Genomic DNA, 14,731 nt, shown 5'->3' with positions numbered 1-14,731 from the left:
ATCAAGTTGTTGGTGGAATACCAAGCCGTCGGTTTGACTCGCGATTGTGATTGCTTTTCTCGGACAGGGACGCATGGGCGTCCCCATGGCCCGGCGGCTCGTGGAGGCCGGGCACAAGGTGACGACGTGGCGGCGCGCGGACGGTGTCCCGGTGGCCGCCGCTGTGGAGCAGGCTGAGCTGGTGATCACCATGCTCAGCGACCCGGCCGCGGTGCGCGAGGTGCTGACGGCGGCGCTGCCCGGGCTGCGGCCGGGCGCGACGGTGGTGGAGATGTCCACGATCGGGCCCGAGGCGGTGCGCGAGCTGCGCGCGCTGCTGCCGCCGACGGTGGGCCTGGTGGACGCGCCGGTGCTGGGCAGCGTGGGCCCGGCGGCCGACGGGACGCTGACGGTGCTGGCCGGCGGCGACGTGTCGGGCTGCCGCGAGGTGCTGTCGGTGTTCGGGCAGGTGCGCGAGCTCGGCCCGCTCGGGTCGGGCGCGGCCATGAAGCTCGCCGTCATGAGCGCGCTCGTGCCCGCCCAGGTGCTGCTCGCCGAGACGTTCGCGTACGCGCGGGCGCACGGCGTGGACCGCGACGCCCTGGCGGACGTGCTGGGGGCGACCCCGCTGGGCGCGCTGGCCGAGCGGCTGCGCACCCCGGCGCAGGAGACCCGGTACGCGCTCGCGCACGCGGCCAAGGACCTGGGCTTGGCCGCCTGGCCTGAGGCCACGCTGGCGACCGCCGCCCGCGCCCGGCTGCAGGAGGCGCAGGCGGCCGGGCTCGGCGGGCACGACCTGACGGCCATCGCGTCCCACCTCACGGGGCCTGCCGGCGAAGCGGCGGCCCCCTCAGCGAGCGGACCCGCGAGCGGCTCGGCGGGCGTTCCCGCGAGCCCACCGGATGGCGAACCGGCGAGCGGCCACGCCGCGCGCCGGACGGTGCCGATCAACCCGCCGACGGTCCCGCAGACGAACGGCGCCTACTCCCACGCCGTCCGCGTCGGCGACATGCTCTACATCTCCGGCCAGGCCGCCTTCGACGAGCGCGGCGAGGTGGTCGGCGAGACCATGGCGGAGCAGGCCGAGCACGTCTTCCAGGTCATCTCGCGGATCCTGGCCGACCAGGGCGCGAGGTGGGAGGACGTCGCGTTCATCCGCTCGTACCTGACGGACTTCTCGGACCTGCCCGCCTACCGCGACGTGCGCCGCCGCTACATCACCGGCACTCCCCCGGCCAGCACGACCGTGGAGGTGTCGAAGCTGTTCATGCCGGGGCTGCGCCTGGAGGTGGACCTGATCGTGGCCCTGCCGCACCGATAGCGGTCAGTCCAGCGGGCCGGTGACCGACTCGGCGGCGGCGACCACGCCGCCCTCGGCGACCAGCCGGACCGCGGCCTCGATCTCGGGGGCCAGGAACCGGTCGGGGCCGGGCGCGGGCACGGTCTCGCGCAGCGCCCGCACCACGGCGGCGGTGGCGGGCGCGGGCTCCAGCGGGGCGCGCAGGTCGATCGCGCGGGCGGCGGTCAGCACCTCGACGGCCAGCACCCTGGTGAGGCCGTCCACCGCCTTACGCAGCTTGCGCGCCGCCGACCAGCCCATGGACACGTGGTCCTCCTGCATGGCCGAGCTGGGGATGGAGTCGACGCTGGCGGGCACGGCCAGCCGCTTCAGCTCGGAGACCAGGGCGGCCTGGGTGTACTGGGCGATCATGTGTCCTGAGTCGACGCCGGGGTCGTCGGCGAGGAACGCGGGCAGGCCGTGGTTGCGGGCCACGTCGAGGAACCGGTCGGTACGCCGCTCCGACATCGAGGCCAGGTCGGCGGCCACGATCGCGAGGAAGTCCAGCACGTACGCGAGCGGCGCCCCGTGGAAGTTGCCGTTGGACTCCACCCGGCCGTCGGCCAGCACGGCCGGGTTGTCCACGGCGCTGGCCAGCTCCCGCTGGGCGACGGTGGCGGCGTGCGCGATCGTGTCGCGGGCCGCGCCGGCCACCTGCGGGGCGCAGCGCAGCGAGTACGCGTCCTGCACGCGGGTGCAGGCGGCCGGGTCGCGGTGGCTGGCCATGATGCCGGAGTCGCGCAGCACCTTGACCATGTTGGCGGCCGAGAGCGCCTGGCCGGGGTGCGGGCGCAGCGCCTGCAGCTCGGGGGCGAAGACGCGGTCGGTGCCGAGCAGCGCCTCGACGCTCATCGCGGCGCTCACGTCGGCGGTCTTGACGAGCCTGGTGAGGTCGTCGATGGCGAGGATGAGCATGCCGAGCATGCCGTCCGTGCCGTTGATCAGCGCCAGGCCCTCCTTGGCGGCCAGCTCGACCGGCTCGATCCTGGCCTGCTTGAGCGCCTCGGCGGCGGGCTGCACCGCGCCGGATGCGTCCCTGACGACGCCCTCGCCCATGAGCGTCAGCGCCACGTGGGCCAGCGGGGCGAGGTCGCCGGAGCAGCCGAGGCTGCCGTACTCGTGCACGATCGGCGTGATGCCTGAGCTGATGAGTGCGGCCAGCGTCTTGGCGGTGGTCGGCCTGATGCCGGTGTGGCCGGTGGCCAGGGTGTGCAGGCGCAGCAGCATGAGGGCGCGCACCACCTCGGTCTCCACCTCGGGGCCGCTGCCTGCGGCGTGCGAGCGTACGAGGGAGCGCTGGAGCTGGGCGCGCAGCGCCGGGTCGATGTGCCGGGTGGCGAGCGCGCCGAACCCGGTGGAGATGCCGTAGTGGGGGACGGGGCTCTCCGCCAGCTCGTCCACCCGCTGCCGGGCGGCGGCGATGGCGGCGACGGCGTCGTCGCTGAGGCGTACGGGGGCGCCGTGGCGGGCCACCTTGATGACGTCGTCGAAGGTCAGCGGTTCTGGGCCGACGGTCACGACTTCGTTGTCGCGCATGGTGCGTCTCTCTCGCTTAGGTAACCGGCGTACCCGATGTTAGCTCCTTACTTCCGAAGAGTTCCGCGAGCCCCTCCCGTCCCGCGTCGGTCACGATCACGGCCCTCGGGACGCTGCCCCTGCGCAGCCAGCCGCGCTCGAACAGCGCCTCGGTGACGGCCGCGCCGAGCGCGCCGCCCAGGTGCGCCCTGCGCTCGGTCCAGTCCAGGCATTCGGGCGCGAACAGCCGCCGCGACCTGCGCGCGCGGGCCACGTCCACGCCGAGCCGGGACATCAGCGACTCCCCGGAACCGGTGAGGCCGTGGCCGTCGAAGTGGCCACCGCGCTTGAGCCCGTCGAGCAGGCCCACCCCGGCGCGTCCGGCGAGGTGGTCGTAGCAGGTGCGGGCCTCCTCCAGCAGCCTCGCCTGGCGCGACTGGCGCAGCGAGCGCACCGGCGGGCGGGTGCCGACCCTGGCCAGCGCTTCGAGCACCTCGGCGATCTCGTGACCGGCCAGGCGGTAGTAGCGGTGGCGGCCCTGGCGTACGACGTCGACCAGCCCGCCGTCCAGCAGCCTGGCCAGGTGGGCGCTCGCGGTGGCGGCGCTGACCCCGGCCATCCTGGCCAGCTCGCCCGCCGCCAGCGCGCGGCCGCCGAGCAGCGCGGTCAGGATCGCGGCCCGCGCGGGTTCGGCGATGAGCGCGGCGACGGGTGCGATGTCGGCGTCAGCGGCGATGTACTCCATGTCCGCGACGCTAGTACGCCGACATTTCGTCGCACGTCGAAGGGTCAGCGCTTGCCCAGCGCCTTGCGGATCATGTCGCGGGCCCGGTCCATGACCGCCATCGGCGTGCCGAGCAGCATGTTCCTCGTCATCGACTCGGTGCCGGGATGCGGACGCGTGGGCGCCATCGACTCGGCCGCGCGCACCGCCGCCGCCATCGTGCGCCGCTCGGCCACCGACGTCTTGGCGCGCAGCTTGGTGAACTCGTAGCGCTCCTCGCTGCGGGCGTGCGCCGTGACCGCGGTGCGCAGCTCCGCCAGCCCCTCCCAGAACCCCGGGTCGTCCACGCCCGCCTTGTGCAGGTCGAGCAGCAGCCGCTTGGCCCTGTTCTCCTCGGCCAGCCGGTCGGCCACCACGCCCTGGCCGTTGTCGAGCTTCCTGCGCGCGTACGGGTGGACGATCTCCTCCTCGGCGGTCTCGTGCACCGACAGCAGGCGCATCAGCCGCTCGAACGCCTCCCCGATCTTGTCGGGAGGCGCCTGCTCCACCTCGTCGAACAGGTCCCTGATCCGCCCGTGCTGGGCCATCAGGAGATCGATGACATCGTGTTCAACCACGCGTTCAGCCACGTCGAGCGGCCTACCCCGCCCCCGCGCAGGCACGCGCCGCCTTACCGAACGCGGGCGTTTCGCGCACCGAACGCGGAGGTTGCCGGGCACCGGCGCGGGTACGCGCTGCGACATGGCCTTCGACCCACTCCAGGAGCGGGGTATCCCGCTGGACGAGCAACTGCGCAACTGGCGGGAGCTGAACGTCACACCGATCGACCCGGACGCCGCGGATCCGTACACCCGCTGCCGGATCATCACGATGAACGGCATCGAGGTCGAGGCCGTCATGTTCAGCCATCACGCGGCCAGGCACTGCTCGGACCCGGACGTCAAGCGGCGGCTCGCACAGGTCCGCTACATCGAGTCCCAGCAGCAGAAGGCCGTGAACTGGCTGCTGCCCGGCTCGTCGTCGGTGCTGGAGACGACGATCGCCTACGAGCAGGTCGCGGTCGATCTGACGGCGTGGGTGGCGCGGATGGAGCCCGACCCCTACCTCAAGCAGGCGTACCAGTTCGGCGTGCTGGAGGACTTCGACCACCTCTACCGGTACGCCAACCTGTACGAGATGATCGAGCACCGCAAGGCGGACAAGATCGTCGACCGGCTCACCGAGGTCATGCCGGGGCGGCCGACGTACCTGCACCATCGCGACCCCGTCGACAACGTGCGCCGGCCTTACGAGCGCTCCCGCACCGAGCCGCTGTCGCGGCTGCACGCGCTGACGATCACGGCGGCCGAGCAGCAGACGATGAACTTCTACATGAACGTCGGCCCCCTCCACATGGAGCCGATCGCGCGGCAGCTCTACCAGGAGATCGGCATGGTGGAGGAGGAGCACGTCACCCACTACGAGTCGCTGGTCGATCCGGGCGAGAGCTGGTGGGAGATGCTGCTCAACCACGAGTTCAACGAGTGCTACCTGTACCACTCGTTCATGGAGACCGAGACCGATCCCAGGGTGCGCGCGATCTGGGAGCTGCATCTCGGCATGGAGCTGGAGCACCTGCGGCTGGCCGGCGAGCTGTTCAAGCGGTTCGACGGGCGCGACCCCGAGCAGGTGCTCGCGCCCGCGCTGCCGCCGCCCGTGACGTTCGAGTCGAACAAGGGCTACATCCGCGACCTGCTCACGACCCAGGTGGACGTCACCACCCTGGGCACCGGCTACGTACGCGAGGCGCACGAGCGGTTCACCCGGATGCAGCAGGCCGTCATGGGCGGCGAGGAGCCGCCGTCGGAGCGGGTGATCGAGGACAACCGGGCCATCTCCGGGCGGGAGTACCGGCTGGAGACGGAGGGTCCGCACCCGGTCGGCGTACGGCTCACGCCCTAGCCGTGACCTGCTCGCAGGATTTCAGTTTGGGGACTCGGCCGGAATTCGCTAGAGTTCTCTTCGTCACCCGGCAGCGACCGGGGCGACACGCGGAAGTGGCTCAGGGGTAGAGCATCACCTTGCCAAGGTGAGGGTCGCGGGTTCGAATCCCGTCTTCCGCTCGGAGCTTCCGGCTCGGTGGCGTGGCCGAGAGGCGAGGCAGCGGCCTGCAAAGCCGTCCACACGGGTTCAAATCCCGTCGCCACCTCAGTATCAAAGGACGATTAGCTCAGCGGGAGAGCGCTTCCCTGACACGGAAGAGGTCACTGGTTCAATCCCAGTATCGTCCACTCTCTCGGCCCCAGCCCTCACCGGCTGGGGCTTCGTCTTTTCCACCCGAGCGCGGTCCGCGCGCCGATGAGACGATCGCCCTGCGGACGCGCAGGAGATCGCCGGCCGAGGCGCACTTCCCCGGACGGGCGGCGCAGCGTGGAGCCGGTGGAGGAGCAGTGCCGGCGCACGGTCACCAGAACCGCACCGGCCCACAGCGGTAGCCCCGGCGTGGCCTCTTCGCCGGACGGGTGTGCCGCCTGGGGTAGGCGTCCGATTTTCAGATAGCGCACATGCTTGAGGGATGACCGAAGAACCCAGCGATCTGATCCGCAGCGTCTCCCGTGCCCTTCGCGTCCTGGAGGAGGTCTCGCGCGCCGACCGGCCGCTGTCCGTCAAGGTCATCGCACGCCGGTGCGGGCTGACTCTGTCGACCTCCTATCACCTCGTCCGCACCTTGTGCTACGAGGGTTACCTCCATCGATGCCCCGACGGCGACTACCTGCCGGGTTCCAAGGTCGCCGAGCGGTTCCACGAGATGATCGACGCCTTCGACCGCCCGCCCCGCGCCTCGGTGGTGCTGCGTCACCTGGCGGCCGTGACGGGGCACACGGCGTACCTGGCGCAGCTCGTGGGCGGGCGGCTGGTCGTGCTCGACGTGGCCGAGGGGCCGCGCTCGCCGTGGCTTGAGGACCTGCGGGCCGGATTGGAGGCCGCGCCGCACGCCACCGCGCTCGGCAAGGCGCTGCTGCTCGCGCTGCCGCCGCGGGTGCGGCGCGAGGTCCTGACCGAGTACGGCCTGCCGCGCTTCACCTCGGCGACCCCCACCAGCGTTGAGGACGTCGAGGCGGAGCTGGCCGGCTTATGCCCCGGCGAGGTGGTGGAGGAGCACGGGCAGTTCAGGGACGAGGTGGCCTGCGCGGGCGCGGTGGTGCCCGGCACGTCGTGGGCCGTCGGCATCTCGGCCCGCGGGCTGAGCGTCCCCGCGCGCGCCCGCGCCCGCCTCGCCGAGGCCGCCCGCGACCTCGCGTGATCGCCCGCCTGAGGGTAGGACAGCGGCATGAGGGTGATCCTGTTCGGGGCGACCGGCATGATCGGGCAGGGCGTGCTCAGGGAGTGCCTGGCCGACGAGCGGGTCACGGCCGTGCTCGCGGTCGGCCGCCGCCCCACGGGCGTTCCTCACCCGAAGCTGCGCGAGATCCGGCACGCCGGCCTCACCGACCTGGGCCCGATCGAGGACGAGCTGCGCGGCCACGACGCCTGCTTCTACTGCCTCGGGGTGTCCTCGGCCGGCATGCGCGAGCCCGACTACCGCAGGGTCACCTACGACTTCGCGCTGGCGGCCGGACGGACGCTGGCCCGGCTCAACCCGGGATCGGCCTTCGTGTACGTCTCGGGCGCGGGCACCGACGCCGGCGCGCGGGCCATGTGGGCCCGGGTGAAGGGCGAGACCGAGAACGCGCTGCTGGAGCTGCCGCTGGCGGCGTACGTGTTCCGGCCCGGCTACATCCAGCCGCTGCACGGCGTGACCCCGCAGACGCCGCTGTACCGGGTGGCGTACATGGTGACCAGGCCGCTCTGGCCGCTCCTGCGGAAGCTGTTCGCCGAGGAGGTGACCACGACGGAACGCATCGGGCAGGCGATGATCGCGGTGGCCGAGCATGGCGCGGCCAAGCGGATCCTCGGCCCCGCCGACATCAACGCCCTCTGACCCGCCGCTCCACACGGTCGTCAACGCCCTCTGACCGGCCCTCTTCCGCATGAGTCGTTTACGAGGGATGCCCGATGATGGAATATCGCGGCGTGCTCCCGCGCTACGGTAGCCGTCAAATATTCAACAGTCATGGATGGTGACCAACGTGCAGTTCGGCATCTTCAGCGTGGGTGACGTGACCACCGATCCCACCACCGGCAGGACCCCGACGGAGCACGAGCGCATCAAGGCGATGGTGGCGATCGCCCTCAAGGCGGAAGAGGTGGGCCTCGACGTGTTCGCGACCGGCGAGCACCACAACCCGCCCTTCGTCCCGTCCTCCCCCACCACCCTGCTCGGCTACATCGCGGCCAGGACCGAACGCCTGCTGCTCTCCACCGCCACCACGTTGATCACCACCAACGACCCCGTGAAGATCGCCGAAGACTACGCGATGCTGCAGCACCTCGCCGACGGGCGGGTGGACCTCATGCTGGGCCGCGGCAACACCGGGCCGGTCTACCCGTGGTTCGGCCAGGACATCCGGCAGGGCATCCCGCTCGCCGTGGAGAACTACGCGCTGCTGCACCGGCTGTGGCGCGAGGACGTGGTCGACTGGGAGGGCCGCTTCCGTACGCCGCTGCAGGGCTTCACCAGCACCCCGCGCCCGCTCGACGGCGTGCCGCCGTTCGTCTGGCACGGCTCGATCCGCAGCCCCGAGATCGCCGAGCAGGCCGCCTACTACGGCGACGGCTTCTTCGCCAACAACATCTTCTGGCCGAAGGAGCACTTCATGCGCCTGATCAACCTCTACCGGGAGCGCTACGCCCACTATGGCCACGGCACGCCGGAGCAGGCCATCGTGGGGCTCGGCGGCCAGGTGTTCATGCGCAAGAACTCCCAGGACGCGGTACGCGAGTTCCGCCCGTACTTCGACGTCGCCCCCGTCTACGGCCACGGGCCCTCGCTGGAGGAGTTCATGGCCGAGACCCCGCTCACCGTGGGCAGCCCGCAGCAGGTCATCGACAGGACGCTGGAGTTCAGGGAGTTCTTCGGCGACTACCAGCGCCAGCTCTTCCTCATGGACCACGCGGGGCTGCCGCTGAAGACCGTGCTGGAGCAGCTCGACATCCTCGGCGAGGAGGTCGTGCCGGTGCTGCGCAAGGAGTTCGCCAAGGACCGCCCTGCCGGGGTGCCCGACGCGCCCACGCACGCCTCGCTGGTGGCGGCGAAGAACGCCTCGGCCGCCGTCGGCGCCTGACCCCCCGCATCCTCCGGAAAGGAGACGACCCTCATGAAGCTTGCCGTCGTCACGGCGGGACTGACCCAGCCGTCCTCCACCCGCCTGCTCGGCGACCGCCTGGGCGAGGCGGTGGCGCGGCGGGCCGGCGCCGGTGAGGCGGCCGAGGTCCGCAACGTGGAGCTGCGCGACCTGGCCGTGGACATCGCCAACGCGTTCGTCACCGGCTTCCCCGGCGCCAGGCTGCGCGCCGCCCTGGAGACCGTGACGGAGGCGGACGGGCTCGTCGCGGTCACGCCGATCTTCAGCGGCTCCTACAGCGGGCTGTTCAAGAGCTTCTTCGACGTGATCGACAACACCGCGCTGACCGGCAAGCCGGTGCTCGTCGCGGCCACCGGCGGCACCGCCAGGCACTCGCTGGCGCTCGATCACGCGCTGCGGCCGCTGTTTGCGTACCTGCGGGCCGTGGTGGTGCCGACCGCCGTGTACGCGGCTCCTGAGGACTGGGGCGGCGGCAAGGACGCGTTCACCGACGGGCTGAGCGAGCGCATCGAGCGCGCCGCCGACGAGCTGGCCGCGCTGCTGGCGAACCGCGCGCCCCGCCGGCCCGGCAAGGCGGGTGAGCCAGATGAGGTCGTGCCGTTCGAGGAGCAGCTCGCCGCCCTGCGCCCGGACGGCCGGAGCTCCGCGGCGGGCAACGGTCACCGCGAGTGACCGGCGGCGGAGAGCTCCCCGGGACGCGATCGCGCGTCCCGGGGAGGACGCTCAGCGCTTGACCGAGACGACGTCGTACGTCGTGTCGGGGCCGGGGGTGGTGGTGAAGCGGGCGTTGGGCAGGTAGAGCAGGTGGCCGCGGGCGGCGACCGTGGTCGGCACGTCGAACTTCGGATGCGTGATCCGCGTGACGAGCTTTCCGGAGCCGCCGTCGGGCGCCAGCTTGATCACGGCGATCGAGTTGTCGCGGTTCTGCACGGCGTACAGGGTGCGGCCGGACAGCAGCAGGCCGTCGCCGTTGACCAGGCTCACATCGCCGAGCCGGACCTCCGTGGTGGCCCCGGACTTCGGGTTCACCTCGAACAGCTTGCCGGTGTTCGACTGGACGATCAGCAGCGAGCGGCCGTCGGGGCTGCGCACGATGCCGTTGGCGTTGATGCCGTCGCCGTACTGGATGGCACCGCTGAGCGGGATCTTCACCGCCTCCTCCGGCAGCCTGCCGCCCCTGCCGAGGTCCAGCTTGTACAGGACGGGGTTGCTGGAGTCGGTGAAGTAGACGGCGCCGCCGGCGATGATCACGTCGTTGACGAACGACGTGCCGGTGGCGAGCCGGTACGACTTGAGCACCTTCCCGGTGCGCAGATCGACCACCCGGGCGTCGCCGCCGCTGCCGCCGGCCACGAACAGCCGCCCGCGCCCGTCGGTCTCCAGGCCGAGCGACGGCGTGCCGGGCCCCTTGGTGATCACCTTGCCCCTGCCGGTGCGCAGGTCGGCCCGGTAGATGTCGCCGGTGGCGCGCGAGCCGAAGTAGGCGTGGCCGCCGGCGATCGCGATGCCCTCCGGCTGGAAGCCGTTGGGGAGGGGGAAGGTGCCGGGTCGCGTCGCCGCCTGCGCGGGCCCGCCGTGCAGCGTGGCGCCGAGCAGGGCCGCGGTGAACGCGCTGAGTGCGGTCTTGGGGATCGCGGATCTCATGCGCCCACGATGCACGCGCCACCTGCTGCGGCAAAGACCCGTGAACGGCTTCTCACGGAGTTTTCAGAATGTTCTCACCTGCCCGGCTTTTGAGAAGTCTGCGGCGTGGGTCCTGCGGCGGGCGATCGCGGCGAGTAGGTTGGGACGGAGCCAACCAAACGGGGTAGATCATGACAAACGGTGCCCGTCACGCCCTGGGAGTGCTCGCCGGGCTGCTCCTGCCGCCGCTGCTCGCCGCCGGCCTCTGGTACGGCGTGGGCGAGCTGTCACTCACCGCCCAGCGGGACTTCCGGCTCTCCTGGACCGGGATCGTGGTGCTGGCCGCCTCGGGGATCCTCCTGGCCTTGCTGCTCGGCTCGCGCCTGTCGCCCGTCGCCTCGCTGCTCGGCGGGCTCGCCTTCACCGGGCTGGGCGCGCTGCCGTTCGCCGAGATGGCCACGGGCGTGCGGCTGCTGCCCGACGGTCTGCTGCCATCCTCCCTGCGGAGCGGCTTCATGACGGTGACCTACTCGGGGCTGCTGTTCCTGCTCGGGGTGGCGCTGCTGGCCGTCTCCACGTTCCCGTCGCGGTGGCGGGGCCGCCCTCAGGAAGCGGACGCCTACGACGGGCAGTGGCAGTCGGCGCCGTCGCCCTACCTGCCGCCGTCCACCGGCCTGCCCGAGGACGCCACGCGGCCGATGTACCGCGAGTAGGCAGCGCCCCGCCTGGTTGAATGGCCGTCATGCGCGACATGACGATCGACGGCTTCCTCACCGAACTGGCCGGCCGGGTCCCCGCGCCCGGCGGCGGCGCCACGGCGGCCCTGCACGCCGCCCAGGCCGCCGCGCTGCTCGGCATGGTGGCCCGCTACACCACGGGCGAGAAGTACGCCGGCCACGCCGAGACCGTCACCGCCGTGATCGCCGAGACCGACACGCTGCGGGCGCGGGCGCTGAAGCTGGCCGAGGAGGACGCGGCCGCCTTCACCGCCGTCACCGACGCCTACCGGCTGCCCAAGGGAGAGGAGCGCAGCGCCACCATCGCCAGGGCGCTGGCCGGCGCGGCCGAGCCGCCCGCCCGGGTCATCGAGGCCGCCGCGCGGGTGGTCGAGCTGTGCGAGGTGCTGCTGCCGATCTGCAACCGCAACGTGCTCAGCGATGTGGCCGCCGCCGCCGAGGCCGCCCGCGCCGCGCTCACCACGGGCCGGGTCAACGTCGAGATCAACCTCGGCGGCATCAAGGACGAGCAAGTACGCGAGAAGCTGAACATCCGCCTGTCCGGTGTCGACGCCGCCGTCGCCAAGGCAGACTGGGTGACCGCCGAGGTACGCGAGCAGATCAAGCCGTGACGGCAGCGGCGCGCGAGAGCAAGGGGCGAGACGACCGTTGAAGACGCTGACCGGCAAGGACCTGGCGGCCGCCATCAGAGCCCAGGCGCAGGCCGAGGCCGCCGCCGGCCCGCAGCCGCGGCTGGCCATGGTGGTGGCGACCGCCGACGAGGCGAGCCTGTGGTACGTCCGCTCCATCGCCAAGACGGCGGCCGGCGTCGGCATCGCCTGCGACGTCGTCGATCTCGGCCCCGAGGCGGCCGCCGACCAGATCGGCGAGACGCTGGCCAGGCTCTCCGCCGCCCCCGACGTCCACGGCGTGATGCTGCAGACCCCGCTGCCCGCCGGCGCGTCGGCGCAGGAGCTGGCCGCCGCCATCGACCCGCGCAAAGACGTCGACGGCGCCAACCCGCTCTCGCTCGGCAGGCTCGCCGCCGGGCTGCCCGCGTTCCCGCCCGCCACGGCCGCCGCCGTGCTGGCGCTGCTCGACCACTACGAGGTGCCGCTCGAGGGGCGCCGCGCCGTCGTGGTCGGCCGCTCGACCGTGGTCGGCAAGCCGGTCGCCCACCTGCTGCTCGACCGGCACGCCACGGTCACCGTCGCCCACTCGCGCACCCGTGACCTCGCCGCCGTCACCTCGCAGGCCGACGTGCTGGTCGCCGCCGCCGGCCGGGCCGGGCTGATCGGCCGCGGCCACGTGGCTGCGGGCGCGGTGGTGATCGATGTGGGCACCAACCCCACCGAGGAGGGCGGGCTCACCGGAGACGTCGACGCCGCCGCGGTCGCCGACGTGGCCGGTGCGCTCACCCCGGTGCCCGGAGGCGTCGGGCCGGTGACCACCGCGCTGCTGCTGCGCCACACCGCCAGGGCGGCCAACCTGCCGTGACCGTGCCCCTGTGTGATCGTGCCTGATCCGACCCGTGTTTGATTCGACCGTGCCCGTACGGCGGGGTCAGCGCTGACCCGTCCCCGCCGCTGTTTTCACCCCTTCGTGTTTGGAGCCCGGCGTTGCCTGACGTCCTCATCATCCAGAACAGCAGGAGCGGCGGCCCCGGCCGCCTGGGCGACTGGCTGGCCGAGTCAGGGCTGCGGCTCGACGTGGTGCCCGCCCACGAGGGCGCCGCGCTCCCCCAGCGGCTGGAGCACGACGCCCTGATCATGCTCGGCGGCGGCTACCTGCCGGGCGACGACCACCGCGCGCCCTGGCTGGCGGACGCCCGCCGGCTGATGGGGCAGGCGCTGGCCGACGAGGTGCCGCTGTTCGGCATCTGCCTGGGCGGTCAGATGCTGGCCGAGGTGGCGGGCGGCGAGGTGACCGGCGACACCGGCCTGCCCGAGAACGGCAGCCTGCCCGTCACCATCCGCGCCGAGGCGGCCGAAGATCCGCTCTTTCACGGCCTGCCGCCCGTCGTGCCCGCCATCGAGCACCACAAGGACGCCGTGACCCGGCTGCCCGACGGCGCCGTCCATCTCGCCGAGACCGAGCGCTGCCCGTATCAGGCGTTCCGGGTGGGCGAGCGGGCGTGGGGCGTGCAGTTCCATCCGGAGGTGCTGCCCGAGCGCGTACGCCAGTGGCGGGCCGACGGGTTCGACCCCGAGGAGGTCTACGCGCAGGCCGTGGCCGACGAGCCGGTGTCCACGCCGGTCTGGCGGCGGGTGGCCGGACGCTTCGCCGCCCTGACCGCCGGCGCCGCGTCCTCCCCCGCCTCCGCCGGGCGGGCGTGACCCGCGGCCGGGCCAAGAGCTTCGCGCAGGCGTTGCTCAAGGAGCAGCCGCACCGGCCGCCTCCCGGTCAGGCGAGCGCGGCGGTGATGGCGCTCGCGGTGGCCCGCCAGATCGGGCTCTCGGGGTTGATCACGTCGAAGTGGTGGCCGGGCAGTTCCAGGTACGTCACGTCGTCGCCCGCCGCCCTGGCCGCCACCGCGTAGCGGCGGGAGAAGTCGACCAGGTCGAGATCGTCCTCCGCGCCCTGGACGACGAGCTGCGGCACGCCCAGGGGGACGCGCAGCAGCGGGGACGACGCGGCGTACCGGCCGGTGCCCGGCTCGTGCGACGGGTGGCCGAGGGCATGGCGACGGCTCCGGCGCTGAGCCAGCGGCGGTCGCCCGCCTCGAGGTCGAGCACGCCCGCCAGCGACACCGCCAGGGCCACGCCCGCTCCGTCCGCCGCCGCCCGCAGCGCGAGCTGGCCTCCCGCCGAGTGCCCCGCCACGGCCACCCTGCTCAGGTCCATCTCCCCTCTCGCCGTGGTGTGGAGGGTGGACAGGGCGGTGGCGACGTCCTCGGTGGTGGCGTCCCAGCCGTGCAGGTCTGGGCGGCGGTACTCGACGTTCCAGACCGCGAAGCCGCGCTGGAGCAGGTCCGCGCAGAGCGGCTCCATGAGGTCGGCCGCCCAGATCGACCGCCAGTAACCGCCGTGAATCAACGTCACCACAGGGGGACCGGCCGCGCCTGGCGCGGGGTCCGGTAGGCAGTGGTGGCCGGACGCCGGCTTCACCGACCGGACCCCGGCACTCGGCCGGTCACCGGCATCTGACGCGGGGGCCGCCGGCCGGGTGCCGTGAGCCGATGGCTGCGGGAGGTAGAGGTCCGCCCACTGGTCGGGGGCGGGGCCGTAGGGGACGCGCAGGATGCCGGGGTGGCGCATGCGGTGCACGGCGTGGCGGATGCCCCACGCCAGCCCCTGGACGCCGCGCCCCTGAATGCGCCGGACGTGCGCCGGGGCGGTGTCCGTGCGTTCGATGTCCACCCACACCGTCACCGGCGGCTCGGGCACCCGGCCGGCGAGGGCGCGGTCGCCAGGGCCGGGCAGCACCACCGCGGTCTCGCGCTCCGCCAGCAGCGACCGCAGGTGGGCGGTGTCGCGGGCGTGGACGACGGCGCCCGTCACCTCCTGGGCGGCGAACTCGCGTTCGGCGATCTCGTCGAGCAGCCGCGCGTCGGCCGGCACGCCACGGCCGACCACCACCAGGACCTCGCTCATGATCCCCGACCCTACAG

General features: G+C 72.8%; 15 protein-coding genes and 3 tRNA genes. 13 read left to right on the top strand and 5 right to left on the bottom strand.

The window, feature by feature from the left end:
* The first annotated feature begins 46 nt into the window (after positions 1-46).
* Positions 47-1,300, top strand: coding sequence for a Rid family hydrolase (locus WBK31_RS07565; protein WP_364066164.1), 1,254 nt, complete (start codon positions 47-49; stop codon positions 1,298-1,300).
* 3 nt (positions 1,301-1,303) lie between these two features.
* Here the strand turns inward: WBK31_RS07565 and hutH are convergent, their stop codons facing one another.
* The 3 genes from hutH to WBK31_RS07550 are packed head-to-tail and all read right to left on the bottom strand — an operon-like array spanning position 1,304 to position 4,174.
* Positions 1,304-2,854 carry a histidine ammonia-lyase gene (gene hutH / locus WBK31_RS07560; RefSeq protein WP_364066166.1) on the bottom strand — a complete coding sequence of 517 codons (1,551 nt, stop codon included), beginning with the start codon at positions 2,852-2,854 and terminating at the stop codon, positions 1,304-1,306.
* A 16-nt stretch (positions 2,855-2,870) separates the two neighbouring features.
* Positions 2,871-3,578 (bottom strand): helix-turn-helix domain-containing protein, encoded by a 708-nt coding sequence (locus tag WBK31_RS07555; RefSeq protein ID WP_364066169.1) that lies wholly within the window; start codon positions 3,576-3,578, stop codon positions 2,871-2,873.
* 44 nt (positions 3,579-3,622) lie between these two features.
* Entirely contained in the window at positions 3,623-4,174 is a 552-nt protein-coding gene (locus tag WBK31_RS07550) for a hemerythrin domain-containing protein (RefSeq protein ID WP_364066172.1), read from the bottom strand.
* Between the two features lie 124 nt (positions 4,175-4,298).
* Between WBK31_RS07550 and WBK31_RS07545 the strand changes: the two genes are divergently transcribed.
* From WBK31_RS07545 to WBK31_RS07510, 8 genes are all read left to right on the top strand, one after another.
* The gene (locus WBK31_RS07545) at positions 4,299-5,498 is read left to right on the top strand and encodes a hypothetical protein (protein ID WP_378784139.1); all 1,200 of its coding nucleotides are present in this window, start codon (positions 4,299-4,301) and stop codon (positions 5,496-5,498) included.
* Positions 5,499-5,587: 89 nt separating this feature from the next.
* A tRNA-Gly gene (locus tag WBK31_RS07540) sits at positions 5,588-5,659 on the top strand.
* A 15-nt stretch (positions 5,660-5,674) separates the two neighbouring features.
* Positions 5,675-5,745: transfer RNA gene (locus tag WBK31_RS07535), tRNA-Cys, on the top strand.
* 10 nt (positions 5,746-5,755) lie between these two features.
* Positions 5,756-5,827 (top strand) — tRNA-Val (locus WBK31_RS07530).
* 284 nt (positions 5,828-6,111) lie between these two features.
* Positions 6,112-6,840, top strand: a complete 729-nt coding sequence (locus WBK31_RS07525) for a helix-turn-helix domain-containing protein (RefSeq protein ID WP_364066178.1) — start codon at positions 6,112-6,114, stop codon at positions 6,838-6,840.
* Positions 6,841-6,867: 27 nt separating this feature from the next.
* On the top strand, positions 6,868-7,518 hold the full coding sequence (locus WBK31_RS07520) for an epimerase (protein ID WP_364066180.1): 651 nt from the start codon (positions 6,868-6,870) through the stop codon (positions 7,516-7,518).
* A gap of 148 nt (positions 7,519-7,666) precedes the next feature.
* Positions 7,667-8,761 carry an LLM class flavin-dependent oxidoreductase gene (locus WBK31_RS07515; protein WP_364066699.1) on the top strand — a complete coding sequence of 365 codons (1,095 nt, stop codon included), beginning with the start codon at positions 7,667-7,669 and terminating at the stop codon, positions 8,759-8,761.
* Between the two features lie 33 nt (positions 8,762-8,794).
* Positions 8,795-9,454, top strand: a complete 660-nt coding sequence (locus tag WBK31_RS07510) for an FMN reductase (RefSeq protein WP_406674533.1) — start codon at positions 8,795-8,797, stop codon at positions 9,452-9,454.
* Between the two features lie 51 nt (positions 9,455-9,505).
* Here the strand turns inward: WBK31_RS07510 and WBK31_RS07505 are convergent, their stop codons facing one another.
* A complete protein-coding gene (locus WBK31_RS07505; protein WP_406674532.1) occupies positions 9,506-10,426 on the bottom strand; it encodes a superoxide dismutase in 921 nt (306 codons plus the stop codon).
* Positions 10,427-10,596: 170 nt separating this feature from the next.
* Here WBK31_RS07505 and WBK31_RS07500 point away from each other — a divergent pair, with 170 nt between their 5' ends.
* From WBK31_RS07500 to WBK31_RS07485, 4 genes are all read left to right on the top strand, one after another.
* The gene (locus WBK31_RS07500; RefSeq protein ID WP_378784144.1) at positions 10,597-11,118 is read left to right on the top strand and encodes a hypothetical protein; all 522 of its coding nucleotides are present in this window, start codon (positions 10,597-10,599) and stop codon (positions 11,116-11,118) included.
* A 29-nt stretch (positions 11,119-11,147) separates the two neighbouring features.
* Positions 11,148-11,753 (top strand): cyclodeaminase/cyclohydrolase family protein, encoded by a 606-nt coding sequence (locus WBK31_RS07495; RefSeq protein ID WP_364066190.1) that lies wholly within the window; start codon positions 11,148-11,150, stop codon positions 11,751-11,753.
* A gap of 37 nt (positions 11,754-11,790) precedes the next feature.
* Positions 11,791-12,618 (top strand): bifunctional 5,10-methylenetetrahydrofolate dehydrogenase/5,10-methenyltetrahydrofolate cyclohydrolase, encoded by an 828-nt coding sequence (locus WBK31_RS07490; protein WP_406674531.1) that lies wholly within the window; start codon positions 11,791-11,793, stop codon positions 12,616-12,618.
* Positions 12,619-12,740: 122 nt separating this feature from the next.
* Positions 12,741-13,457 (top strand): type 1 glutamine amidotransferase, encoded by a 717-nt coding sequence (locus tag WBK31_RS07485; protein ID WP_364066195.1) that lies wholly within the window; start codon positions 12,741-12,743, stop codon positions 13,455-13,457.
* A 165-nt stretch (positions 13,458-13,622) separates the two neighbouring features.
* Here the strand turns inward: WBK31_RS07485 and WBK31_RS07480 are convergent, their stop codons facing one another.
* Positions 13,623-14,714, bottom strand: a complete 1,092-nt coding sequence (locus WBK31_RS07480; protein ID WP_406674530.1) for an alpha/beta hydrolase — start codon at positions 14,712-14,714, stop codon at positions 13,623-13,625.
* Positions 14,715-14,731 lie beyond the last annotated feature (17 nt).

This window comes from Nonomuraea sp. N2-4H (genome assembly GCF_045291505.1).
Classification (GTDB): domain Bacteria; phylum Actinomycetota; class Actinomycetes; order Streptosporangiales; family Streptosporangiaceae; genus Nonomuraea; species Nonomuraea fastidiosa.
The sequence above is the reverse complement of the archived record's forward strand: the minus strand, read 5'-3'. Positions and strand labels throughout refer to the sequence as shown.